Raw genomic sequence first — 24,622 nt, forward strand, 5'->3', positions numbered from 1 at the left:
CGAGAGCTAGACGGGAAGGACCTGCTGGGCGGTCGGCGAGGCCAGGCCGCGGCGCCACTTGGTGAACGACCGCGCCCGGTCGAAGGCGACGACGCCGACGGTTTGCCCCTCCCGGCGGTAGGAGGCGAGGAAGTCGAGGTCGAGGGGATCCCCTTCCTCGACGACGAGATCGTCACCGGGGCGGCGACGACCGGCGAACTGCAGGCGCAGCCCGAACTGGTCGGACCAGAAGTAGGGCGGCCGCCCGGACGCCGGAGCGGAGCCACCCAGCAGCGAGCCGACCGCGACGGCCGCGCGCTCGCGGGCGGCGGTCCAGTGCTCCTCGCGGCGGAAGTCGGCGCCCTCCGCGTCGTACCAGGCGGAGCAGTCGCCCACCGCCACGACGTCCGGGATGCTGCTGACCCCGGTGCCGTCGCAGAGCACGCCGCGCCGGTCCACCTGCACGCCCGACCCGTGCAGCCAGTCGACCGCCGGTCGTACGCCGATGGCGAGCAGGACGAGATCGGCCGGGATCCGGCGCCCGTCCTGGAGCTGGACACCCTCCACGCCCCCCGCCCCGGACCCGACGAGGGACTCGACCCGCGCACCGCTCAGCAGACGCACCCCGTTGCCCTCGTGCAGGGCTGTGACGACTCCGGCCACCTCCGGCCCCAGGGCGGCCCACAGCGGTGCGGCGTGCGGGTCCACCACGGTGACGTCCACGCCCAGCGCCCGCGCCGTCGAGGCGACCTCGAGCCCGATGAGCCCGGCGCCCACGACGACCAACCGCCGACCGGGGAGCAGCTGCTCGCGCAGCGCCACGGCGTCCTCCAGCGTCCGGAGGACGTGGACGTTGTCGTACCCGTCGGAACCGGGCAGCCGGCACGGCACCGCCCCGGTGGCCAGGACGACGCCGTCCGCCTCGACCGCGCTCCCGTCGCGGAGCCGGACGGTGCGGGCCGAGGGCTCCAGGCCCGCGGCGGGGCTGCCCAGCCGCCACTCCACGTCCAGGTCCTCGTCCTCCGCCTCCAGCGCGAGGTCCGGCTCCCCCAGGGTGCCGGCGAGGAAGTCCTTGGACAGCGGCGGGCGGTCGTAGGGCCGGTGCGGCTCGCCGCCGACCAGGACGAGGCGGCCCTCGAAGCCCTGGCGGCGGAGCGCACGGACGGCGCTCAGGCCCGCCAGGGAGGCGCCGACGACGGCCACGCTCCTCATGCCAGGCCCGCGGTCGACGGGGCCGACCCGCCCGTCGGCGCCCCGACGCCCGGCGGCAGGTTCGGTACCGCGTCGGACAGGGTGATGTAGACCTCTCCCCCGTCGATCGTGACCTCGTGGGTGCGCACCGGCTTCTTGGCCGGAGGAGCATCGACGCGGCCGGTGCGGAGGTCGAACCGTGACGCGTGCAGCGGACACTCCACCTCGCAGCCCTCCAGCCAGCCATCGGCCAGGGATGCGTCCTGGTGGGTGCACGTGTCGTCGATGGCGTAGACGTCGCCGTCGTCGGTGTGGAAGACGGCGACCGGGGGGTCGAGCTCGAGGCGACGAGCCTCCCCCGGGGCCAGCTCGCTCAAGGCACAGACCCGCATACGCCGCCCATTCGGTGCGTCATGCGAAACATTCACCGTCATGCGCAACATCGTCGCGGTGCGGCATTCCTGTGTCAAGCATCACGTGCGCTGCTCGCCGGCTCCGGACATCACACCCCGCAAGCACGTCCGTCCACTCCCGCTGACGGCCGGGCGCGGAGCGACCGGACCGCCTCCGGAGTCCGAGGTGGTGTCTAGCGGAAGAAGCCCAGCCTCCGGCTGAGCCCGTCGGCCGCCGCCACCACGCGGGGCGCCACGTCGCCGAACGTCTCCGGGGCCAGGCGGAACGACGGTCCTGACACGCTGACCGCCGCGACCACGCGCCCCTCGGCGTCGCGTACCGGAGCAGCCACGGCGTTGAGGCCGACCTCGTACTCCTCCGCGGTGGCTGCCCAACCGCGGGCCTCGATCTCGGCGAGCTCCCGGTGGAGCGCCTCGAGATCGGTGATCGTCGAGTCCGTGAAGCGCTGCAGCTCCCCGCTGAGCAACTCCTTCCGCACCGGCTCGGGGGCGAACGCCAACAGGACCTTGCCGCTGGAGGTCGCGTGCAGCGGCGTCGCCTGGCCGACCCAGTTGTACGACGTGATCGATCCCGCCCCCCGCACCTGACTGATGTTGACCACCCGGTCGCCGTCGAGGATCGCGATGTTGACCGTCTCCCTCAGGTCGACGGCCAGCTCCTCGCAGGTACGGCGGCCCTCCCGGGTCAGATCCATCTGCGCGGCGGTGGCACCGGCGAGCCGGACGATGCCGAAACCCAGGCGGTACTTGCCGCGGTCGACCAGCTGCTCCACGAAGTCGTGGCTCTCGAGGACGGCGACGAGCCGGAACGCCGTGGACTTGTGCACGCCGAGCTCGGCCGCGATCTCGGTGACCCCCGCCTCGCCACGGGAGCCGAGGATCTCGAGGATCATCAGCGCGCGGTCCACCGACTGCACCAGTGCCGCAGGAGCGCGCTCGGCGACGTGGTTCTCCTCGAAGTCCATCCACCCAGCGTAGGGACCAGCCGTCGGATCACCGCCCGGCGGAGCGCCATCCGGATCTCCACGTCGCCCTGTCGAGGGAGTCCGCTGCGAGGGGCCGGACCCAGGGCCTGCACCGCGCCGTGGGACGCGGCCGATCGCCAGGCTCTGTGCGCGACCGCCTCGGACATTCGTTCAAAAACCCCGCCGGAGAGTGTTGCCCCATGAAGAACACCGCCCTTAATGTGCAACGAATCACGCTGACCGGATCCACCGGCAGCCGACGGCCTCGTGCACGGAGGAGCGACACATGGGCGAGCAGCGGTACGACTTCGTCGTCGTCGGGGGTGGATCGGCCGGCAGCGCCCTGGCGAACCGGCTCAGTGCCGATCCCGGGCGCTCCGTCCTGGTCCTCGAGGCCGGCCGCAAGGACTCCCTGTGGGACGTCTTCGTCCACATGCCCGCGGCCCTGACCATCCCGATCGGCAACCGCTTCTACGACTGGAAGTACGAGACGGAGCCGGAGCCGTGGATGGGCGGCCGGAAGGTCTACCACGCCCGCGGCAAGCTGCTCGGCGGCTCCAGCAGCATCAACGGGATGATCTTCCAGCGGGGCAACCCGATGGACTACGAGCGCTGGGGCGCCGACGACGGCATGCACACCTGGGACTTCGCCCACTGCCTGCCGTACTTCAAGCGGATGGAGAACTGTCTCGCGGCCGAGCCGGACGACCCGTTCCGCGGCCACGACGGCCCGCTCGTCCTCGAGCGGGGCCCCGCCACCAACCCGCTGTTCCAGGCCTTCCTGTCCGCCGCGCAGCAGGCCGGCTATCCCCTGACCGACGACGTCAACGGCTACCGGCAGGAGGGCTTCGGGCGGTTCGACCGCAACCTCCACCGGGGCCGTCGGCTCAGCGCCGCCCGGGCCTACCTGCACCCGGTCCTCTCCCGCAAGAACCTCACCGTGGAGACCCGCGCCTTCGTCACGAAGATCCTGTTCGAGGGCGACCGGGCCGTCGGCGTGCAGTACCGGCACGGGCGCGGGCCGCTGCGGACCGTCCGCGCCGGCGAGGTGGTGCTGGCCGGCGGTGCCATCAACACCCCGCAGCTCCTGCAGCTCTCTGGCGTGGGCAACGGCTCGGAGCTCCGCGCGCTGGGCATCGACGTCGTGGCCGACCTGCCGGGTGTGGGCGAGAACCTGCAGGACCACCTCGAGGTCTACATCCAGCACGGCTGCAAGAAGCCGGTGTCGATCGCGCCGGGCATGAAGTGGTGGCGCAAGCCGGGGATCGGCGCCGAGTGGCTGTTCCTGCGCAAGGGCCTGGGCGCGACCAACCACTTCGAGGCCGGCGGGTTCGTGCGGAGCAACGAGGACGTCGACTACCCGAACCTGATGTTCCACTTCCTGCCCATCGCCGTCCGGTACGACGGGTCGATGCCGGCCGGTGACCACGGCTACCAGGTGCACATCGGCCCCATGTACTCCGACGCCCGCGGCACGCTGAAGATCACGTCGACCGACCCCCGGGTGCACCCGGCGATGCGGTTCAACTACCTGTCGACCGAGCAGGACCGCCGCGAGTGGGTGGAGGCGGTCCAGGTGGCGCGCGAGATCTTCGCCCAGCCCGCGTTCTCGGAGTTCAGCAGCGGCGAGATCTCGCCCGGGCCGGAGATCGAGACCCCGGAGCAGATCCTCGCCTGGGTGGCCAAGGACGCCGAGACGGCATTGCACCCCTCGTGCACCGCGAAGATGGGCACCGATCCGCTGTCGGTGGTCGACCCCACGACCATGGGGGTGCACGGGCTGAAGGGGTTGCGCGTCGCCGACGCCTCGGCCATGCCCTACGTGACCAACGGCAACATCTACGCCCCGGTCATGATGCTCGCCGAGAAGGCCGCCGACCTGATCCTGGGCAACGAGCCCCTGCCGGCCGAGCACGTCGAGTTCTACCGGCACCGCCGGGCCGCCGCGCAGGAGGTCAGCCCGGAGAACCGCCCGGAGACCGCGAACCTGGGCTGATCCCCGCACGGACGGAAGAGGCCCGCCACCCCTCGGGGTGGCGGGCCTCTTGCGTATGCCCGGGCCGGCGGCGGTCAGGCGGTGAACCAGCCCGACGGCTGCGGTGCGGTGTTGTGCCAGATGTGCTTGGCCTCGCGGTACTCGTTGAGGCCCGAGGGGCCCAGCTCGCGGCCGTTGCCGGAGCGGCCGAAGCCGCCCCACTCCGCCTGCGGCAGGTACGGGTGGTAGTCGTTGATCCACACCGTGCCGTGGCGCAGTGCCCGCGCGACCCGCTCCGCCCGCCCGGCGTCCGCCGTCCAGACGGCGCCCGCGAGGCCGTAGTGCGTGTCGTTGCCGAGCCGGATCGCATCGGCCTCGGTGCTGAACCGTTCCACGGTCATCACCGGGCCGAACGACTCCTCCTGCACGATCCGCATGTCGCCCCGGCAGTCGGCGAACACCGTCGGCCGGTAGAAGAAGCCCCCGGCGAGCTCCGGGTCCTCGGGACGGCGACCGCCCGCGACCAGCCGCGCGCCCTCCTCGATCCCCGTCGCGACGTACCGCTCGATGGTCTCCCGGTGCTGGGCGGACACGAGCGGTCCGCTCTCGGTCGCGTCGTCGAAGCCGCTGCCCAGCCGGATGCGCTCGGCCCGCTCGGCCACGGCGGCGACGAAGGCGTCGTGGATCTCGTCCTGCACGATCAGCCGCGCCCCGGCGGAGCACACCTGGCCCGAGTGCAGGAAGACGGCGGTCAGCGCGTGGTCGACGGCGGTGTCGAAGTCGACGTCGGCGAAGACGATGTTGGGGTTCTTGCCGCCCAGCTCGACGGTCACCTTCTTCACCGTCTCCGCCGCGGCCCGCAGGATCCACTGGCCGGTGGCCACGCCCCCGGTGAAGGACACCATGTCGACCGCCGGGTCCTCGACCATGGCCGCGCCGACCACCTTGCCGTCGCCCAGCACCAGGTTGACCACGCCCGCCGGGGCGCCGGCCTCCGCGAGCAGCTTCACGAGGTGGATGGTCGTCAGCGGCGTGACCTCGCTGGGCTTGACGACGACCGTGTTGCCGGCGGCGAGGGCCGGGGCGACCTTCCAGGAGATCTGGAGCAGGGGGTAGTTCCAGGGGGCGATCAGCGCGCAGACGCCGACCGGCTCGTAGACGACCCGGCTGACGACGTCGGTGCGGCCGGCGTCCACGAGCCGCCCGGGGTCCTTGTCAGCCAGGTCGGCGTAGTAGCGGAAGACCGCGGCCACGTCGTCGACGTCCTGCCGGCTCTCCCCCAGCGTCTTGCCGGTGTCCCGCGTCTCCAGCTGGGCGATCTCCTCCTTGTCGCGCAGGAGCAGGTCGGCCACGCGGTCGAGCAGGTCGCCCCGTTCCCGCGCCGGCGTCCGCGCCCACTCCCCCGCGTCGAACGCGTCGCGCGCGGCGGCGACGGCGGCCGCGACGTCGTCGGCCGTGGCCTCGTCGACCTTGGCCACGACGCTCTGGTCGAAGGGGTTGACGACCTCGCGCTGGGCGCCGGAGGACGCCGCGCGCCAGGCGCCGCCGATGAACAGGTTGGCCATGTCACTCCTCGTGTCGTGGGAACAGCGTGCGTGCGCGGTGCGACGCCGCTCAGCGGGGCGGGACGCCGGAACCCTCGGAGGCTCCGGCGAGCACCTGTCCAGGGCTGAGGTCGACGAGGCGGGCCGGGCGCCAGCCACGCAGCGAGCTGACCACCGCCAGGGCCTCGGCGCGCTCCAGGTCGTCGAGCACCAGCACCCGCTCGCGCAGCCGCCCGAGGTCCAGCAGCCGGGCCCGCTCGACGCCGGGCAGGCAGCCGGACTCGACCGGAGGCGTCCACCACTGCCCGTCGAGCCGCACGGCGAGGGTGGCCCGGGTGGTCTCGGTGAGCTCGCCGCGCTCGTTGACCAGGATCGCGTCGTCGGCGGCACCCCGGCGGGCGAAGCGCCGCTCGTAGGGCTCCCGGAGCGTGGTCTTGTGGAACAGCGCGGTGTTCCGCGAGTCGACCGGTTCGGGATCGACCACGAGCGTCACCGGCGGAACGGCCGGCGGGGGCGGGGGCTCGACGTCGACGGACAGCCGACCGTCGCGCCGCAGCCGCAACCGCACCCGGGCGGGGCCGGCCGATGCCAGCCGCGCGTCCAGCGCCGCCTCGGCGGCGCCCGGGTCCAGGCGGAAGCCGAGGTGGGCGGCCGAGCCGGCCAGCCGCCGCAGGTGGCGCAGGCGGTTGCGGAGCCCGGTGCGCGGGTCGAATCGCATGGTCTCGAGGAGCTCGAAGTCGGTCGGGCGCCGCTGCAGGACGGCGGCCTTCACGAGGACCTCGGCGTGCTCGGCGGCCGCGTCCGAGCCCCAGGTGATCCCTCCCCCGGTGCCGTAGACGGCGGTGCCCGTCGCCCGGTCGAGGACGACGGTGCGGATAGCGACGTTGAAGCGCGCGCGCACCGGGGCGCCGGGCGGCCCCACCAGACCGACGGCCCCGCAGTACACGCCGCGAGGTGTGGGCTCCAGGTCCCGGATGATCCCCATGGAGCTCGGTTTGGGCGCGCCGGTGACCGACCCGCACGGGAACAACGCCCGGAACAGCTCGACCAGGCCGGTGCCGGGCCGCAGCCGGGCGGTGACGTCCGAGGTCAGCTGCAGCACGGTGCCGTACCGCTCGACCGAGAACAGCGCCGGCACGGCGACGCTGCCGACCTCGGCGACGCGGGCGACGTCGTTGCGCATCAGGTCGACGATCATCACGTTCTCGGCGCGCTCCTTGGCGCTGGCACGCAACCGCCGGGCGAGCTCGCGGTCCTCCGCCGGGAACCGCCCGCGCCGCGACGTGCCCTTCATCGGCCGCAGCAGGACGTCGTCCCCCCTGCGCTCGAAGAACAGCTCGGGGCTGGCGCTGGCGACGACGAACCGGCCGAGGTCGAGATAGGCGTTGCAGGCGCCGCCCTGCCCGAGGGCGAGGTCGCGGTAGAGGGCGACCGCATCCCCCTCGAACCGGCCGCGCATCCGGACGGTGAGGTTGCACTGGTAGGTGTCACCGGCCGCGATCCGGTCGCGGATGCGGGCCACGTCGGCCGCGTGCTCCTCCGCCACCCAGGCCGCCGCCCAGTCCGCCTCGTACGCGTCCGGGACCGCCGCCGGATCGGCCGCGTCCAGGGTGGGGACGGTCGTGGGCTCGTCGCACAGGCCGAACCAGGCCAGGGGTGGTCCGTCCGGGTCGGGCGGGTGCACGGCGACCCCCGGGTCCAGGCCCGCCGCCGCCTCGTACGCCACGTACCCGAAGGCCCAGCTCCCCGCGTCGGTGGCGCGCTGCACCTCGGCGAGCACCTCGACGACCTCCGCGGGCCGGTCGGCGACCAGGACCCGGTGCGGAGGCGGGCAGAGCACCGCGGTGTCGGCGCGCAGGTCGTCGAAGCGGCCCCACGGGACGTGGGCCGGGGTCACCGCAGGGTCGGGGGGACGCCGGTGCTCATCGGAAGATGACGGTACTGGAACCGTTGAGGAGGACCCGCCGCTCGCAGTGCCAGCGCACCGCCCGGGACAGAGCGAGCGCCTCCGCGTCCCGTCCCACGGTGGCCAGCGCCCGAGGGTCGTGGGCGTGGTCGATGCGGATCACCTCCTGCTCGATGATCGGGCCCTCGTCGAGGTCGGGGGTGACGTAGTGCGCCGTCGCGCCCACCAGTTTGACCCCTCGGTCGAAGGCCTGGTGGTAGGGCTTGGCGCCCTTGAAGCCGGGGAGGAACGAGTGGTGGATGTTGATGGCCCGGCCGTGGAGGGCGCGGCAGGCCTCGTCGGACAGCACCTGCATGTAGCGGGCGAGCACGACCAGGTCGGCGTCGAACTCGTCCACCAGCTCCAGCAACCGCGCCTCGGCTGCGGCCTTCGTGGCCGGGGTGACCGGGACGTGGAAGAAGGGCAGGCCGGCGGCCTCCGCCATGGGACGCAGGTCCTCGTGGTTGGAGACGACGGCGACCAGCTCGCCGCCGAGGCTGCCGGCGCGCCAGCGGAAGATCAGATCGTTGAGGCAGTGCCCGAGCTTGGACACCATCACCAGGATCCGCTGGGGGTGCGCGCCGGTGAGCGAGTAGGTCATGCCGAACTGCTCGGCCACGGCGGCGAACTCCGCGTGCAGCTGCTCCGGGTCGGTCTCCTCCGCGCAGGCGAAGGCCGTGCGCAGGAACAGCTGACCGCGCACCGCGTCGTCGAACTGCTGGTGCTCGACGATGTCGCAGCCGTGCTCGAACAGGAAGCTGCTCACCGCCCGCACGATGCCCGGTCGCTCGGGGCAGCTCAAGGTGAGCGTGTAGGTGTGGGACACGGGTGCCTCCTCAGCACTCGACGATGTTGAGCGCCAGCCCGCCGCGGGCGGTCTCCTTGTACTTGACCGACATGTCGGCGCCGGTCTCCCGCATGGTCTTGATCGCCTTGTCGAGCGAGACGTAGTGGCTGCCGTCGCCGCGCACGGCCATGCGCGCGGCGGTGATGGCCTTGACCGATCCGACGGCGTTGCGCTCGATGCACGGGATCTGCACCAGGCCGCCGACCGGGTCGCAGGTCAGGCCGAGGTTGTGCTCGATGCCGATCTCGGCGGCGTTCTCGACCTGCTCGGGCGTGCCGCCGAGCACCTCGGCCAGCCCGGCGGCGGCCATGGAGCAGGCCGAGCCGACCTCGCCCTGGCAGCCGACCTCGGCGCCGGAGATCGAGGCGTTCTCCTTGAACAGCAGGCCGATCGCGGCCGCGGTCAGGAGGAACCGGACGACGGCGTCGTCGTCGTGGCCGGGCACGAAGTCCCGGTGGTAGTGCAGGACGGCGGGGACGATGCCGGCGGCCCCGTTGGTCGGGGCGGTGACCACCCGACCGCCGGCGGCGTTCTCCTCGTTGACCGCCAGCGCGTACAGCGTCACCCACTCCATGGCCCGCAGCGGGTCGGCGTCGTCGCGCGCGCTCTCGAGCTGCTCGCGCAGCGCCGCCGCGCGACGACGCACCTTGAGCCCGCCGGGGAGCACCCCGGGGGTGCGGGTGCCGCGCTCGACGCACTCCTGCATGACCGACCAGATGTGCAGCAGACCGGCGCGCACCTCGGCCTCGCTGCGCCAGGACAACTCGTTCGCCAGCATCACGTCGCTGATCCGCAGACCCGTTCGCCGGGTGTGCTCCAGCAGTTCCTCGGCCGTGCGGAACGGGAAGGCGACCGGCGTCGGGTCCTCGACCAGCACCGGCGCGCCGGTGTCGTCCTCGTCGAGGACGAAGCCGCCCCCGACCGAGTAGTACTCGCGCCGGGTGAGCTCGGTCCCGTCGCCGTCGAAGGCGGTGAAGACCATGCCGTTGCTGTGGAAGGGCAGCCGCCGGTTGCGGTGCAGGACCACGTCGTCGTCGACGGCGAAGGCGACGGGCTGCTCGCCGGCGAGCCGGAGCTTGCCCTCCGCCCGGACCGCCGCCACCCGGGGGTCGGCCGCGACGGGGTCCACCAGGTCGGGCTGCTCGCCCTCCAGGCCGAGGACGACGGCCTTGACGCTGCCGTGGCCGTGGCCGGTCGCGCCCAGGGAGCCGAAGAGCTCGCAGCGGACCCGGGCCGTGCGGGTCAGCAGGTTCTCGCTCCGGAGCCGCGAGGCGAACGTGGCTGCGGCTCGCATGGGGCCCACGGTGTGCGAGCTGGACGGGCCGATCCCGACCTTGAACAGATCGAACACGCTGATCGTCAACGGTGGACCCCCCATCCGCAGTCTGCACGACAACTGGTATATCAGCTAGTGCTGCGACGATATGTCGTTCCCCCGTGCGAGGCAAGGATTCTGGCCCAACAGGGCTTACGATTCCTCCGTGATGACCGCCGCCCCTGACGTCGAGGGCGCCTCCGCCTCCCTGGCCGAGCGCGCCTACGTCGCCATCCGTGACCAGCTGATCATGCTCGAGATCCGGCCGAACGAGCCGATCGACGACGACGCGCTGGCCCGCTCCCTCGGCGTGGGCCGTACCCCTGTGCGCGAGGCGCTCAAGCGGCTCGAGGTCGACCGCCTCGTGATCAGTTATCCGCGCCGCGGCACGTTCGCCACCGGCATGGACATCACCGACCTGGCGCACATCTCCGAGATCCGCGTCCAGCTCGAGCCCCTGTCCGCCCGCCGCGCCGCGGAGCGCGCCCCTCGCGAGGTGCGCGCCGAGCTGAGCAAGCTGGCCGGCCGGCTCGAGCAACTCGAGGTCGCGGCCGTCGACCGCAACGAGCTGATGCGGTGGGACCTCACGGTGCACCGGGCCATCTACCGGGCCGCGGACAACCCGCACCTCGAGGACGTGCTGGTGCGCTACGACAACCTGGCGACCCGGATCTTCTGCCTGTTCCTCGACCGGCTGCCCACGGTCGACGAGCACGTCGGAGAGCACGTCGGCCTGCTCCGCGCCATCGCCGCGGGCGAGGCCGACCGCGCCGAGGAGCTCGCACGGGAGCACGTGATCGGCTTCGAGAAGGCCATCCGCGCGGTCATCTGACGAAGGACCCCCCGCCCCCCACCGCTCGCACGCCCGCGGCGGGCCCCCGCGGGGGCCGGGGAGTCCGCGCCTGGTTCAGTCGCGGGGGTCCCGCGGCCGGCCGGTGGTTTGCACGCTCGGCTCCTGGCGCCCGGGCCCGCCGTCGTCCGCCAGGAGCGCGGAGTCGGCATCCGGTCGCGGGCTGATCAGCGGAGCCTGCGCCGGCTCGGCCGCGTGCCGGAGGCCGTCGGCCCCGTGCGCCCGCTCCACGGCGATGACGAAGTCGTCGCCGTGCCGGCTGATGCCGTCCACCACCGCCTGCTCGATGGCCACGCTGGCGTAGTTCCCGCGCAGGACCACCGGGTCGCGGCGCAGGTCCTTCACCAGGCCGACCGCCATGCCCACCATGACCAGGATGAAGGGCAGGGCCGCGATGATCGTCAGGTTCTGCAGCCCGGTCAGGGCCTCGCCCTCGTCCCCGAGCAGCAGCATGATGGCCGCGACCGCGCCCATCACCACGCCCCAGAAGACGACGATCCCGCGGCCGGGCTCCAGGGTGCCGCGCTGGGACAGCGAGCCCATGACGATCGAGGCCGCGTCGGCGCCGGAGACGAAGAAGATCCCGACCAGGATCATCACGAGCACGGTCGTGGCCGTGGCCAGGGGGTACTGCTCGAGGACGCCGAACAGCTGACCCTGTGCGCTCCCCGCACCGGCGACGTCCACACCGCCCCGCTGCGCGGCGATGCCCGCGCCCCCGAAGACGGCGAACCACAGCAGGCTCACCAGGCTGGGCACGAGCAGGACCCCGGTGACGAACTGGCGGATGGTCCGGCCACGGCTGATCCGCGCGATGAACAGGCCGACGAAGGGGGTCCAGCTGACCCACCACGCCCAGTAGAAGACCGTCCAGCCACGCAGCCAGGTCGCCATCGGGTCGCCGCCGGTGGCCTCGGTCCGGGCGGCCATCTCGCCCAGGTCGGAGAAGTAGCTGCCCACCGCGTCGGGGATGAGGTTGAGGATGAACACCGTCGGACCGGCCACGAACACGAACAGGGCCAGCAGCAGGGCGAGCACCATGTTGGTGTTGGCGAGCCACTGGATGCCCCTGGCGATGCCGGAGACCGCCGAGGCCACGAAGGCTGCGGTCAGCACGGCGATGATGCCGACGAGCAGCCCGTTGCCCACGTCCCCGGCCCAGCCGAGGATCTGCGCGCCGCTGCCGATCTGGAGGGCCCCCAGCCCCAGCGACGCCGCCGACCCGAAGAGGGTCGCGAAGATCGCCAGCACGTCGATGATCCGGCCCGTCGGCCCGGCGACGCGCCGCTCGCCCAGCAGCGGGACGAACGCCGAGCTGATCAGCTGCGGGCGGCCACGCCGGAACGTGCCGTAGGCGATCGCCAGGCCGACGACGGCATACATGGCCCACGGGTGCAGCGTCCAGTGGAACAGGCTGGTGGCCATCGCCGTCTCGATCGCGGCAGCGCTCTCGGCCTCGACCGTCATCGGCGGCGGGGACACGAAGTGCGACAGCGGTTCTGCCACCCCGAAGAACATCAGGCCGATGCCCATGCCGGCGCTGAACATCATCGCGATCCACGAGATGGTGCGGAACTCCGGGCGCTCCCCGTCGCGCCCCAGCGGGATCCGGCCGTACTTGCCGGCCGCCAGCCAGATGACGTAGACGACGAACGCGGTGGCCAGGAGCACGAACAGCCAGCCGAGGTTGCCGGTGACCCAGCCGAGGACGGAACCGCTGACCGACCCCAGCCCCGTCGGGGTGTAGAAGCCCCAAACGACGAAGCCCAGCGCCATCACCGCGGCGACGGCGAACAGCACGCGGTCCACGGTGCCGTGCCGGTCGGCCAGGCAGGGCGGGGTGTCGGCGATCGCCGGGTGGGCGCCGGGGGCGGCGCCGTCCGGGTCCGGCTCGGCGACGTGCCCTCCTCCGGACGGCACAGCGACGTGCCCTCCTGCGGACGGCGGGGCTCCGGCACCGGAGGCCGGGGGCTGCACGGGACCGTCGTTCATCGCACTCCCCTAACTGTTGCGCAAGTCGCAATGAGTTGCGCAGAGCGAACCAGAGAAGCTCTCCCGGCACAAGGGTCGGTTATGAGCTTGCTCACAATGGAACGCCTCCCTGACCGCCGGACTCCACCGCAGCCAGCACGGTGAGGGCGTCGCGGGTCGCGGCGACGTCGTGCACCCGGAGCACCGCGGCCCCCCGCTGGGCGGACAGCAGCGCGGCGGCGAGGGACCCGGCGAGCCGGTCGCCCACCGGGCGGCCGGTGAGCTCGCCCACCATCGACTTGCGGGAGACCCCGACCAGTATCGGGACGCCGAGGCCGCCGAGAAGCGGCAGGGAGCGCAGCAGCTCGAGGTTGTGCTCGAGGATCTTGCCGAAGCCGAATCCCGGGTCGACCACGAGGTGCTCGAGCCGGACGCCGGCGTCGAGGCAGGCCCGCAGCCGCAGCCCGAGGAACTGCCGGACCTCGGCCACGACGTCGGCGTAGCGCGGGTCGCGCTGCATGTCCCCCGGCGAGCCGCGCATGTGCATCAGGCACACCGGCACGTCGAGGTCGGTGGCCGCCTGCAGCGCGCCCGGCCGCGTGAGTGCCCGCACGTCGTTGACCATGACCGCGCCGGCCGCCACCGCGGCGCGCATCACCTCCGGCCGGGAGGTGTCGACCGACACCGCCACGGATGTTCGTGCGGCGAGCTCCTCGACCACGGGAACGACCCTGCGCAGCTCCTCCCCGACCGAGGGCGGCCGCGCGCCGGGGCGGGTGGACTCGCCGCCGACGTCCAGCAGGTCGGCCCCCTCCTCCGCCAGCCGGAGCCCGTGCGCCACGGCGTCGCGGGCGGCGAGGAACCGGCCGCCGTCGGAGAAGGAGTCCGGCGTGACGTTGACGATGCCGCAGACCAGCGGGACCGCCGGCGACCGCAGCCGGTCGGCGAGAGCGCGGGACGCCGGCGCCGGGGTGACCGGCACCGGCGTGGTCACGCCGAGCCGGCCGACGCCCGCGCTGCCGCGACGGTGTGCCGCAGCAGCAGCGCCGTGGTCACCGGGCCGACGCCGCCCGGCACCGGTGTCAGGGCGCCCGCCCGGCCGGTGACCGATGCGGCGTCGACGTCGCCGACGAGCCCGCCGTCCGGGGTCGGGTTGGTGCCGACGTCGCCGACGACAACGCCCTCGGCGACGTGCTCGGCGGTGACCAGCCCCGGGCGGCCCACGGCCGCGACGAGCACGTCGGCGGTCCGCGTGACGTCGGCGAGCTCCTTGGTGTGCCGGTGGCAGATCGTCACCGTGGCGTCCCGCGCCAGCAGCAGCTGGGCGACGGGCTTGCCGACGACGTTCGAGCGGCCGACCACGACCGCCCGGGCGCCGGCCAGGGGCACGCCGTGCGCGTCGAGGAGGACCAGCACGGCCTCCGCCGTCGCCGGCGGGAACGACGGCAGGTCGGCGGCCAGGCGCCCCAGGCTCAGCGGGTTGGCACCGTCGACGTCCTTGGCGGGGTCGATGGCCGCCGCGAGGTCCTCGAAGTCGGCGTCCGGCGGCAGCGGCGTCTGCAGGATGATGCCGTGCACCGCGGGGTCGTCGCTCAGCGCGGCCAGCGCGGCCCGGATCTCCTCCGGGGCGGCGTCCGGGCCGAGGTCGACGACCGTGCAGGCGATGCCGGTCCTCTGCGCCGCCCGGGCGATGGACCGGACGTACGAGGCGCTCGACCCGTCGTCGGTCGCGACGACCACGGCCAGCCGCGGCGGAGTGCCGGCCGCGGTGAGCCGTGCCGCCTCGGCGGTCACCTCCGTGCGGATGCCGGCGGCGACCTCGGTGCCGCTCAGGACGGCGGTCATCGGGCGATCTCCTCGCGCACGGCGGCGGTGACCTTCTCCGCGCGGACGGCGAGGTCGTCGACCGGGTCGACCGCGGCCGCCAGCTCGGCCCGCACGGCGGGGTCCTTGATGCCGCCCAGGTTGATCTCGACGTTCACGCGTGCCGTGGTGGCCGCGGCACGCGCGGCCTCGGCGGCCGCCGCGACGTCGCTGAGCACGTTGCGGTTGCCGATCGGCAGGAGCTCCTCGGCCAGTCCGAGGACGCGGTCGGCCACGCGGACCACCGCCGCGGGCACCCGCGCGGCGCCGACGAGCGCGTCGGCGATCGCCGCGGAGCGGGCCGCCTTCTCCGCGTCGGTGCCCTTGGGCAGCCCGTAGGCCTCGGTGACCGCCGTGAAGACCGCAGCGTCCTCCTCGGCGAGACCGAGGGCCTGCTCGCGCAGGTCGTCGGCCACCGCCGTCACGGCCGCGATGGCGTCGGCGTGCTCGGCGAACCGGGGCGCGTCGCTGTAGCGGGCGACCATCGCGACCAGCGCGGCCGCCTGCGCGGCGTGCAGGCCTGCGGCGGCGCCGCCGCCGGGTGCGGGCACCCGGGCGGCGAGCCGCTCCAGGTACGCGGGGAGCGCATCTGTGCGCACAACGGCTCCTTCGGGAGTCGAGGAGGAGAAGCGGGCCAGGTATCGCCCCCTCCAGGGCACCGCCCCGAGCGTGCGAGGGGTGGGGAGGAGGGGGTCCTTTCTCAGCCGCGGATGCGCGTCATCTCCGGGTCGACCAGCGGCTCGGCGGCGACGGTCGCCGCGATCCGGCGGTCGAAGTACTGGATCTCCACCGCGGTGCCGACCCCGGCCGACGCGGGCAGCCAGGCGTAGGCGATCGGCCGGCCGACGGTGTGCCCGAAGGCCGCGCTGGTGACGTAGCCGGCCGGCGCGCCGTCGACAAACACCGGCTCGTGGCCGAGGACCACGCTGGTGCCGTCGTCGATCGTCAGGCAGGACAGCCGCCGGCGGGCGGTCTCGTCGCTGCGGTCGGCGACCGCCTCGCTGCCGACGAACGCGCCCTTCTGCTTGCGGACGGCGAAGCCGAGCCCCGCCTCGTACGGGTCGTGCTCGGTGGTCATGTCCGAGCCCCAGGAGCGGTAGCCCTTCTCCAGCCGCAGGCTGTTGAAGGCCGCACGTCCGGCGGCGATCACGCCGAGGTCCTGGCCGGCCGCCCACAGCACGTCCCAGAGCTTCTGCCCGTGCTCGGCGCTGGCGTAGATCTCCCAGCCCAGCTCGCCGACGTAGGACAGCCGCATGGCGGTCACCGGGACGCCGCCGAGGGTGGCCCGCTTGGCGCGGAAGTACTTCAGCCCCTCGTTGGTGAAGTCGTCGTCGGTGACCTTCTGCACCAGGTCGCGAGCGCGCGGGCCCCAGAGCCCGATGCAGCAGGTGCCGCCGGTGATGTCCCGCACCTGGACGCTGCCGTCGGCCGGGGCCGCGCGGCGCAGGTGGTCCAGGTCGAGGTTGCCGTTGGCACCGATCTGGAACAGCTGCTCGCCCAGCCGGGCGACGGTGAGGTCGCTGCGGACGCCACCGGTCTCATCGAGGGCGAGGGTGTAGGTCACCGAGCCGACCGACTTGTCCATCTTCCCGGTGGTCAGCCGCTCCAGGAGGTCCAGCGCCCCGGGGCCGCTGACCTCCAGGCGCTTGAGCGGGGTCATGTCGTACATCGCCACGGCGGTTCGGGTCTTCCACGCCTCGGCGGCGGCGATCGGCGACCAGAACTGCGCCGACCAGTCATCCCGCGCCGGCGGCACCCACTCGGCCGGGAGCTCGTCGAGCAGCCCCGCGTTGGCCTCGTACCAGTGGGGGCGCTCCCACCCGGCGGCCTCCAGGAAGACCGCGCCCAGCTCGCGCTGGCGGGCGTGGAAGGGGCTCACCCGCAGGTCGCGGGGCGAGAGCTTGGGCTGCAGCGGGTGGAGGATGTCGTAGACCTCGACGAAGTTCTGCTGCGAGGTCTCCCGCACGTAGGCGTCGGTGACCTGCACCTCCTCGAAGCGGGCGACGTCGCAGCCGTGCAGGTCCAGCTCGCTGCGGCCGTCCACCAGCAGCTGGGCGACCGACCGGGCGACGCCGGCGGAGTGGGTGACCCAGACCGCCTCGGCGATCCAGAAGCCGGCCACGTCCGGTGACTCGCCGATCAGCGGTCCCCCGTCCGGGGTGAAGGAGAAGATGCCGTTGAAGCCCGAGTCGACCTTGGTCGAGCGCAGCGAGGGCAGCAGCTCACGGCTGTGCTCCCAGGCCTCGGCGAAGTCCTCCTCGGTGAACGGGAGCATCGAGGGCATCGCGGAGTCGCTGACGTCGCCCTCGGGCAGGTCGGTGAGCTCGACCGGCATCGGCCGGTGCGCGTAGGAGCCGATGCCCAGGCGGTCGCCCCGCTCGCGGTAGTACAGGTCGCGGTCCTGGTGGCGCAGGATCGGCATGCCGGCCTCGGTCAGCTCGTCGTTGCGGCCGACCAGCTCGGCGACCTGCCCGGTCCAGACGAACTGGTGGGCCAGCGGCAGCAGCGGCACCCGCATGCCGACCATGGCGCCGATCGCCGGGCCCCAGAAGCCGGCGCAGGAGACGACGATGTCGGCGGGGATCACCCCGTCCGGCGTCCGGACGCCGGTCACCCGGCCGCCGGCCTGCTCGATGCCGACCACGCGGGTGTCGCCCTGGAACGCCGCGCCGCGCGCCTCGGCCCGCCGGGCGAGCGCGACGACGGCGCGCGAGGCCTTGGCCAGGCCGTCGCTGGGGATGTGCAGGCCGCCGAGGATCTGGTCCGGGTCGACGAGCGGGTGCAGCCGCACGCACTCGTCGGGCCCGATCACCTCGCTCTGCACTCCCCAGGAGGTGGCCCAGCCCTGCCGCCGGTGCAGCTCGGCCAGCCGCTCCGGCGTGGTCGCCACCTCCAGGCCGCCGACCTGGTTGAAGCACCAGGCGCCGTCGACGTCCAGGCCGAGGAACTTCTCCACCGTGTAGGAAGCGAACTGCGTCATGGTCTTCGACCCGTTGGTCTGGAAGACCAGGCCGGGGGCGTGCGAGGTGGAGCCGCCGGTCAGGGGCAGCGGGCCCTGGTCGACGACGGTGACCCGGTCCCAGCCGCGGGCGGTGAGCTCGTCGGCCAGGTTGGCACCGACGATGCCGGCTCCGATGATCACCACGCGAGGGGTGCTGGACATGGCGGTTCCTCTCAGGAGATCAGTGCGGGGTCGGCGTACTCGAGGCTCGCGTCGAGCAGCCAGGTGGCGAGGTATCCGGCGAAGGAGGAGCGGACCAGGATGGCGAACTCGTCCCCGCCCAGGGCCAGCAGGACGACCCCAGCCTGGCCGAGGGCGGTCTGGGCGCTGGTGCCCGGGACGAAGACCCGGGGGTGCAGGTCGAGCGAGCAGCCCTTGGCCAGCACCTCGCGCACGCGCGGTCCGCCGAGGCGCAGGACGGTCCGCTGCGCGGAGACGTCGACGGCCACCCCACCGGCCGGGCGCAGCGCCTCGGCCAGCTCGGCCTCGAGCGCCTCGGGCGCGGTGCCGGGGCTGGTGAGCAACCACTCGTCGGGCCCGAGCCAGACCAGCCGGCCGTCACCGGCCGGCACCCAGGTGTTCGGGGTGGTGGGCAGGGCCGCACCGCGCACGCGCGCGCCGGACGACGGATCGACGCGGACGTCGGCCATCGCGACGAACGGCTCCGCGGTGATCCGGACGGCGTCCGGCAGGCCCTCGAACGCCGCGGTGTACGGGTCCAGCGGCGAGGTACGGGGAAGCAGGTCAGCCGTCACGACGGGCTCCTTCCGGGTCGACGAGCACGGATCCGGTGATCTCGACCGGGACGAGCGCCCCGCCCACGGGCACGGAGACGGTCTGGCCGATGCGGTCGCGGCCGCCCTTGACCAGCGCGAGGGCGAACGGCCGGCCGAGCTCGGCGCTGCGGTAGCTGGAGGTGACGTGGCCGAGCATCGGCACCGGCGGCGGCGGGAGCTGCCCGTCCGGGGTGTGCTCGACGATCTGCGAGCCCTCCGGCAGCACCGTCTCCCGGTCGACCGGCAGCAGCCCGACCAGCTGCTTGCGCAGCGGGTCCTGGTTGGCCGGCCGCGAGAACGAACGCTTGCCGACGAAGTCCTTCTTCTTCTTCGACACCGCCCAGGCCATGCCCAGGTCGTGCGGGGTGACCGTGCCGTCGGTGTCCTGCCCGATGATCGGGTAGCCCTTCTCGGCGCGGAGGACGTGCATGGTCTCGGTGCCGTACGGGGTGATGCCGTACGGGCGGCCGGCCTCGACCAGCCGCTCCCACACCGCGCGGCCGTACCAGCTGTTGACGTAGACCTCGTAGGCCAGCTCGCCGGAGAAGCTGATCCGCGCCAGCCGCACCGGGACGCCGCCGAGCGAGGTGTCCCGCCAGGTCATGAACGGGAAGGCCTCGTTGGAGACGTCGACGTCCCCGAAGACGGCGCCGATCACGTCCCGCGACCGGGGGCCGACGACCGGGAAGGTCGACCACTGCTCGGTCACCGAGGCGAGCCGGACCCGCAGGTGCGGCCACTCGGTCTGCAGCCACTCCTCCATCCAGTCGAGGATCTTCGCGGCCCCGCCGGTGGTGGTGAGCACCAGGAAGCGCTCGTCTGCCAGGCGCAGCACCGTGCCGTCGTCGATGACCATGCCGTCGACGCCGCACATCACGCCGTAGCGGACCGAGCCGACCTTCAGGCTGCTCATCAGGTTCGTGTAGAGCAGGTCGAGGAAGGCACCGGCGTCCGGGCCCTGGACGTCGATCTTGCCCAGCGTCGAGCCGTCGAGGATGCCCACGCCGCCGCGGGTCGCGGCGCACTCGCGCAGCACGGCGGCCTCCATGTCCTCGCCCGGCTGCGGGTAGTAGCGCGGCCGCTTCCACTGGCCGACGTCCTCGAAGACCGCGCCCTCGGCGACGTGCCAGTCGTGGACGGCGGTGGTGCGCTCCGGGTCGAACAGCCGCCCCCGGTCCCGCCCGGCCAGCGCGGCGAAGGCCACCGGCGTGTAGGGCGGGCGGAAGGTCGTCGTCCCGGTGGCCTGGATCGGCACGCCGAGCAGCTCGGCGGTGATGCCGGAGGCCAGGACGCCGGAGGTCTTGCCCTGGTCGTGGGCGGTGCCGATCGTCGTGAAGCGCTTCACGTGCTCCATCGACCGCAGGCCCGCTCCGGCCGCGCGCGCGAGGTCGGCCACGGTGGCGTCGCGCTGGAGGTCGACGAAGGACGTGCTGCCGTCGGCGCCGTCGGGCACCCGCCACAGCGTCATCGGCGCCAGCCCCGCGGGCGCGGCGTCCGTGGACGGCAGCGCGGGCTCCTCGGGGACGGCGAGGGACAGCCCGGCCAGCGCGGCGGCCCCGGCCCGGCGTCCGTCCGCCAGGCAGCCGGCGAGGTCGAGCCGGCCCGCGGCCGCGCCGGCCACCGTGACCCCGTCGAGCTCCTCGGCGGGCAGGAACGCGCCGAGGCCCTCGTCGAAGCGCAGCCGCCCGCGGGCCTGGCTGAACAGGTGCACGGCCGGGTTCCAGCCACCGCTGACCAGCAGCAGGTCGCAGTCCATGCGCTCGGCCGGGCCGGGCCGCCCGTCGGCGAACGGGGCCACGTGCGCGGCGGTCACCCGCTCGGTTCCGTCGGTGCCGGTGACCACGCTGCCGCTGCGCACCGGGATGCCGCGCTGCGCGCAGGCGGCGGCCCAGTGCGCCGGCGCCTGGGGCCGGGCCTCGACGACGGCGGCGATGTCGACGCCCGCGTCGGCGAGGTCGACCGCCGCGGCGTAGGCGCTGTCGTTGGTCGTGAAGACGACGGCCCGGCTGCCGGCCAGGACGCCGTAGCGGCGCAGGAAGGTGCGGGCGCCGCCGGCCAGCATGATGCCGGGCCGGTCGTTGTCGGCGAAGACCACCGGGCGCTCGTGGGCGCCGGCGGCGACGACGATCCGCGCGGCGCGGATCCGCCAGACCCGCTGCCGGGCCACGTGCCGCGGCGCCGCGGCACCGAGGTGGTCGGTGCGCCGCTCGAGGGCCAGGACGAAGCCGTCGTCGTAGAGGCCGAAGGCCGTCGTCCGCTGCAGGTGCAGGACGTCGGGGTGCGCGGTCAGCTCGGCGACGGCGTCGGCGACCCACTCCAGGGCGGGGACGCCGTCGAGGACGTCGGCGGTGCCCAGCAGCGAGCCGCCCGCCTCGGCCTGCTCGTCGACCAGCGCGACGCGGGCACCGCCGCGGGCGGCGGTCAGCGCGGCGGCCAGGCCGGCGGGACCGCTGCCGACCACGAGCACGTCGACGTGCGCGTGCATCGCGTCGTAGCGCGCGGAGTCGGCCACCTCGGCGAGCCGGCCCTGGCCGGGCAGGCCGTGGGCGACCAGCCCGTCGTGCAGCTCCACGGTGCTGGCCAGCAGCATCGGCTCCGGGAACGGCTCCTCGATCTGCACGAGGCCGCTGGGGTCCTCGGCCCAGGCCGCGGCCACGCCGCGGGGCCGGCCCAGCTTGACGCTGGTGGCGATCGAGTGCCGCCCGGCGGCGAGCAGGGCGGAGGCGAGGGTGTCGCCCGGGTGGCCGGTGAAGGACTCCCCGCCGAAGGTGAACTCCAGCGTGGCGCCGCGGTCGACGCGGCCGCCCTCGGGCGTGCGGAAGGGAGCGTTCACGAGATCACCGGCTTGGGCTCGTCGAGGCGGTAGACCCGCTCGAAGCGGTAGGTGGCGGTGTCGCGCACGGCGTTGAACCAGCGCCGGCAGCCGGCCGCGTGGCTCCACCGCTCGGCGAAGCGGCCCTTCGGGTTGTCGCGGAAGAAGACGTAGTGGGCCCACTCCACGTCGTCGAGGGCGGCGGGGTCCTCGGGATAGGCGACGTGCGCCTGGCCGCCGTAGTGGAACTCGACCTCCTCGCGGGGGCCGCACCACGGGCATTCGATGAGCTGCACGGGAACTCCTGCGGTCGGTGGGCCGGTCAGTGGGCCGGTCAGTGGGCCACGGCGGCGGCGCCGTGCTCGTCGACGAGCGCGCCGCTGACGAAGCGGTCGAGGGCGAAGGGCGCGACGTGGGGGTGCGGCTCGTCGTGGGCGATGGTGTGCGCCATGCAGTCGCCGATGCCGGGGGTCGCCTTGAAACCGCCGGTGCCCCAGCCGCAGTTGAGGTAGACGTTGTCGTACGGGGTCCGCCCGACGATGGGCGAGGCGTCGGGGCTGGTGTCCACGATCCCGCCCCAGGTGCGCAGCAGGTGCGCGCGGGCGAAGACGGGGAACAGCTCGACCGCCGCGGCCATCTGCCGCTCGATGATGTGGAAGGCGCCCCGCTGGCCGTAGCCGTTGTAGGAGTCGACGCCGGCGCCCATCACCAGCTCGCCCTTGTGCGCCTGGGAGACGTAGACGTGCACCGCGTTGGACATGACGACGGTCGGGTGCACCGGCTCCAGCAGCTCGGAGACCAGCGCCTGCAGCGGGTGGCTCTGCACCGGGACGCGGAAGCCGAGCATGTCGGTGAGGACCGAGGTGTGCCCGGCGGCGCAGAGCGCCACCTTGCCGGCGGCGATGGTGCCGCGGGTGGTCTGCACGCCGGTGACCCGGTTCCCGTCGGTGGTGAAGCCCGTGACCTCGCAGTCCTGGATGAGGTCGATGCCGGCCTCGTCGGCCCGGCGGGCGAAGCCCCACGCCACGTAGTCGTGCTTCGCGATGCCCGCGCGCGGCTGGTAGGTGGCGCCGAGCACCGGGTAGCGGATGTCGGCCGAGGTGTTGACGATCGGGCAGATCTTCTTGACCTCGTCGGGCTCGACCCACTCCGCGTCGACGCCGTTGAGCTTGTTGGCCTCGACCCGGCGCACGCTGTCGCGGACGTCCTGCAGCGTGTGCGCGAGGTTGAGCACGCCGCGCTGGCTGAACAGGATGGGATAGCCGAGGTCCTCCTCGAGCCCCTCCCAGAGCTTGAGCGAGTGCTCGTAGATCGCCGCGCTCTCGTCCCACAGGTAGTTCGAGCGGATGATCGTGGTGTTGCGGGCCATGTTGCCGCCCGCGAGCCAGCCCTTCTCCAGCACCGCCACGTTCGTGATGCCGTGGTTCTTGGCGAGGTAGTGCGCGGTGGCCAGGCCGTGCCCGCCCCCGCCGACGATGACGACGTCGTAGGACTTTTTCGGCTCCGGGTTGCGCCAGAGGAAGTCGGGGTGGTCGGGCAGGTCCGCGCCGGGGGTGCGGGGGCTCATCGGGTGCCTCCCGCCAGGTCGGGGTAGAGCGGGTGGCGCTCGGCCAGGCTGGTGACCCGCGCGCTCAGGCGGGCCAGCCGCGCCTCGCCGACCGTGGGGCGCAGCGCGCCGGCGATGATGTCGGCGACCTCGGCGAAGTCCTCGGCGCCGAAGCCGCGGGCGGCCAGCGCCGGGGTGCCGATCCGGACCCCCGAGCTGACCATGGGCGGCCGCGGGTCGAAGGGGACGGCGTTGCGGTTGACCGTGATCCCGATCGAGTGCAGCCGGTCCTCGGCCTGCTTGCCGTCCAGCGGCGACTCGCGCAGGTCGACCAGGACCAGGTGGACGTCGGTGCCACCGCTGACCACGCTCACGCCGGCCTCCCGGCAGTCGGCCGTCAGCAGCCGCTCGGCCAGGATGCGCGCGCCCTCGAGGGTGCGCTCCTGGCGCTCGCGGAAGGCGGGCTCGGCGGCCAGCTTGAAGGCGACCGCCTTGGCCGCGATGACGTGCCCCAGCGGACCGCCCTGCTGACCGGGGAAGACCGAGGAGTTGAACTTCTTGCCGAGCTCCGCGGTGGCCAGGATGACCCCACCGCGGGGGCCGCCGAGGGTCTTGTGCGTGGTGGAGGTGACCACGTGGGCGTGCGGCACCGGCGAGGGGTGCAGCCCGGTGGCCACCAGCCCGGCGAAGTGGGCCATGTCGACCATGAGGTACGCGCCGACCTCGTCGGCGATCCGCCGGAACTCGGCGAAGTCCAGGTGCCGCGGGTAGGCCGACCAGCCGGCGACGATCAGCTTGGGCCGCCGCTCCTTCGCCAGCCGCTCCACCTCGGCCATGTCGACCCGGTGGTCGTCGCGGCCGACGTGGTAGGCGGCGACGTCGTAGAGCTTGCCGGAGAAGTTGAGCTTCATCCCGTGCGTCAGGTGACCGCCGTGGGCGAGGTCGAGGCCGAGGATGGTGTCCCCCGGCTCGAGCAGCGCGGACATCGCCGCGGCGTTCGCCTGCGCGCCCGAGTGCGGCTGGACGTTGGCGTACTCGGCACCGAACAGGGCCTTGAGCCTGTCGATGGCCAGTTGCTCGACCACGTCGACGTGCTCGCAGCCGCCGTAGTAACGCCGGCCGGGGTAGCCCTCGGCGTACTTGTTGGTGAGCACTGATCCCTGCGCCTGCATGACCGCGACCGGCGCGAAGTTCTCGCTGGCGATCATCTCCAGCGTCGACTGCTGCCGGTGCAGCTCAGCGGCGATCGCGGCGGCGACCTCCGGGTCGGTCTCCCCCAGCGGGCGGGTGAGCACGGGGTCGGCGACGGCGGGACCCTCGGCGGACCCGGTGAGGCTCCGATCGGCGAGCACGGACATGCGGTTCCCCTCGACGCGGCATATTCGACGACTGGTATATCAGTCATCTGCACACTAGGTTCTCACCATGGCGGAGGTCAAGGGACACCCCCGCCACGCGCCGGGTGGGATACCGGAACACTGGGACCCGGGTCAGAACGCAGTCGACGATCGAGGAGAAGCAGTGCCGTACGAGGTCAAGGGCGTCGTCGCCCTCAGCAAGGGTGCGCCGGTCAGCGTCGAGACGGTCGTGGTGCCCGATCCGGGTCCGGGTGAGGCGGTGGTCGACGTG

The 24,622-nt window shown here is 73.4% G+C and carries 19 protein-coding genes; 2 read left to right on the forward strand and 17 right to left on the reverse strand.

Features of this window, described 5'->3' with window-relative positions:
* Nucleotides 1-6: 6 nt before the first annotated feature.
* The 3 genes from ACFSHS_RS19680 to ACFSHS_RS19690 all read right to left on the reverse strand — a co-directional run bounded on the left by ACFSHS_RS19680 (nt 7) and on the right by ACFSHS_RS19690 (nt 2,548).
* On the reverse strand, nt 7-1,191 hold the full coding sequence (locus ACFSHS_RS19680; protein ID WP_376879807.1) for an NAD(P)/FAD-dependent oxidoreductase: 1,185 nt from the start codon (nt 1,189-1,191) through the stop codon (nt 7-9).
* Complete coding sequence (locus ACFSHS_RS19685) at nt 1,188-1,613, reverse strand: bifunctional 3-phenylpropionate/cinnamic acid dioxygenase ferredoxin subunit (RefSeq protein WP_376879810.1); 426 nt, start codon at nt 1,611-1,613, stop codon at nt 1,188-1,190. The genes ACFSHS_RS19680 and ACFSHS_RS19685 overlap by 4 nt, the downstream gene beginning before the upstream one ends.
* A 143-nt stretch (nt 1,614-1,756) precedes the next feature.
* Nucleotides 1,757-2,548: an IclR family transcriptional regulator gene (locus ACFSHS_RS19690; RefSeq protein ID WP_376879812.1), complete on the reverse strand. Its 792-nt coding sequence runs from the start codon at nt 2,546-2,548 to the stop codon at nt 1,757-1,759.
* Between the two features lie 286 nt (nt 2,549-2,834).
* Here ACFSHS_RS19690 and betA point away from each other — a divergent pair, with 286 nt between their 5' ends.
* Entirely contained in the window at nt 2,835-4,544 is a 1,710-nt protein-coding gene (gene betA / locus ACFSHS_RS19695) for a choline dehydrogenase (protein WP_376879815.1), read from the forward strand.
* 74 nt (nt 4,545-4,618) lie between these two features.
* On the opposite strand, the gene ACFSHS_RS19700 is transcribed toward betA, so the two are convergent.
* From ACFSHS_RS19700 to ACFSHS_RS19715, 4 genes are read right to left on the reverse strand one after another with little or no spacing between them, the layout of a single operon-like run.
* Nucleotides 4,619-6,088, reverse strand: a complete 1,470-nt coding sequence (locus ACFSHS_RS19700) for an aldehyde dehydrogenase family protein (RefSeq protein ID WP_376879817.1) — start codon at nt 6,086-6,088, stop codon at nt 4,619-4,621.
* 49 nt (nt 6,089-6,137) lie between these two features.
* Nucleotides 6,138-7,964, reverse strand: coding sequence for an aminodeoxychorismate synthase component I (gene pabB, locus ACFSHS_RS19705; protein ID WP_376879820.1), 1,827 nt, complete (start codon nt 7,962-7,964; stop codon nt 6,138-6,140).
* A 25-nt stretch (nt 7,965-7,989) separates the two neighbouring features.
* A complete protein-coding gene (purU, locus tag ACFSHS_RS19710) occupies nt 7,990-8,838 on the reverse strand; it encodes a formyltetrahydrofolate deformylase (RefSeq protein ID WP_376879822.1) in 849 nt (282 codons plus the stop codon).
* Between the two features lie 10 nt (nt 8,839-8,848).
* Entirely contained in the window at nt 8,849-10,237 is a 1,389-nt protein-coding gene (locus ACFSHS_RS19715) for an L-serine ammonia-lyase (RefSeq protein WP_465252833.1), read from the reverse strand.
* Nucleotides 10,238-10,343: 106 nt separating this feature from the next.
* Here ACFSHS_RS19715 and ACFSHS_RS19720 point away from each other — a divergent pair, with 106 nt between their 5' ends.
* A complete protein-coding gene (locus ACFSHS_RS19720; protein ID WP_376879827.1) occupies nt 10,344-11,006 on the forward strand; it encodes a GntR family transcriptional regulator in 663 nt (220 codons plus the stop codon).
* Between the two features lie 75 nt (nt 11,007-11,081).
* On the opposite strand, the gene ACFSHS_RS19725 is transcribed toward ACFSHS_RS19720, so the two are convergent.
* The 10 genes from ACFSHS_RS19725 to glyA all read right to left on the reverse strand — a co-directional run bounded on the left by ACFSHS_RS19725 (nt 11,082) and on the right by glyA (nt 24,351).
* Nucleotides 11,082-12,944, reverse strand: coding sequence for a BCCT family transporter (locus ACFSHS_RS19725; protein WP_376879829.1), 1,863 nt, complete (start codon nt 12,942-12,944; stop codon nt 11,082-11,084).
* A gap of 163 nt (nt 12,945-13,107) precedes the next feature.
* Entirely contained in the window at nt 13,108-13,989 is an 882-nt protein-coding gene (folP, locus tag ACFSHS_RS19730) for a dihydropteroate synthase (protein ID WP_376879831.1), read from the reverse strand.
* Nucleotides 13,986-14,840, reverse strand: coding sequence for a bifunctional 5,10-methylenetetrahydrofolate dehydrogenase/5,10-methenyltetrahydrofolate cyclohydrolase (locus tag ACFSHS_RS19735; protein WP_376879834.1), 855 nt, complete (start codon nt 14,838-14,840; stop codon nt 13,986-13,988). The genes folP and ACFSHS_RS19735 overlap by 4 nt, the downstream gene beginning before the upstream one ends.
* Nucleotides 14,837-15,457, reverse strand: a complete 621-nt coding sequence (locus tag ACFSHS_RS19740) for a cyclodeaminase/cyclohydrolase family protein (protein ID WP_376879836.1) — start codon at nt 15,455-15,457, stop codon at nt 14,837-14,839. Before ACFSHS_RS19740 ends, ACFSHS_RS19735 begins: the two co-directional genes overlap by 4 nt.
* Before the next feature lie 101 nt (nt 15,458-15,558).
* Nucleotides 15,559-18,021 carry a GcvT family protein gene (locus ACFSHS_RS19745; RefSeq protein ID WP_376879838.1) on the reverse strand — a complete coding sequence of 821 codons (2,463 nt, stop codon included), beginning with the start codon at nt 18,019-18,021 and terminating at the stop codon, nt 15,559-15,561.
* Between the two features lie 11 nt (nt 18,022-18,032).
* Entirely contained in the window at nt 18,033-18,614 is a 582-nt protein-coding gene (locus ACFSHS_RS19750; RefSeq protein ID WP_376879840.1) for a sarcosine oxidase subunit gamma, read from the reverse strand.
* Nucleotides 18,604-21,468, reverse strand: a complete 2,865-nt coding sequence (locus tag ACFSHS_RS19755; RefSeq protein ID WP_376879842.1) for a 2Fe-2S iron-sulfur cluster-binding protein — start codon at nt 21,466-21,468, stop codon at nt 18,604-18,606. Before ACFSHS_RS19755 ends, ACFSHS_RS19750 begins: the two co-directional genes overlap by 11 nt.
* Entirely contained in the window at nt 21,465-21,743 is a 279-nt protein-coding gene (locus tag ACFSHS_RS19760; RefSeq protein ID WP_376879844.1) for a sarcosine oxidase subunit delta, read from the reverse strand. Before ACFSHS_RS19760 ends, ACFSHS_RS19755 begins: the two co-directional genes overlap by 4 nt.
* A 38-nt stretch (nt 21,744-21,781) precedes the next feature.
* Complete coding sequence (locus ACFSHS_RS19765) at nt 21,782-23,014, reverse strand: sarcosine oxidase subunit beta family protein (protein WP_376879846.1); 1,233 nt, start codon at nt 23,012-23,014, stop codon at nt 21,782-21,784.
* Nucleotides 23,011-24,351, reverse strand: coding sequence for a serine hydroxymethyltransferase (glyA, locus tag ACFSHS_RS19770; protein ID WP_376879848.1), 1,341 nt, complete (start codon nt 24,349-24,351; stop codon nt 23,011-23,013). The genes ACFSHS_RS19765 and glyA overlap by 4 nt, the downstream gene beginning before the upstream one ends.
* Between the last annotated feature and the right edge of the window lie 271 nt (nt 24,352-24,622).

Origin of the sequence: Blastococcus deserti, assembly GCF_042682525.1 — a bacterium.
In the GTDB taxonomy this organism is placed as follows: Bacteria; Actinomycetota; Actinomycetes; order Mycobacteriales; family Geodermatophilaceae; genus Blastococcus_B; species Blastococcus_B deserti.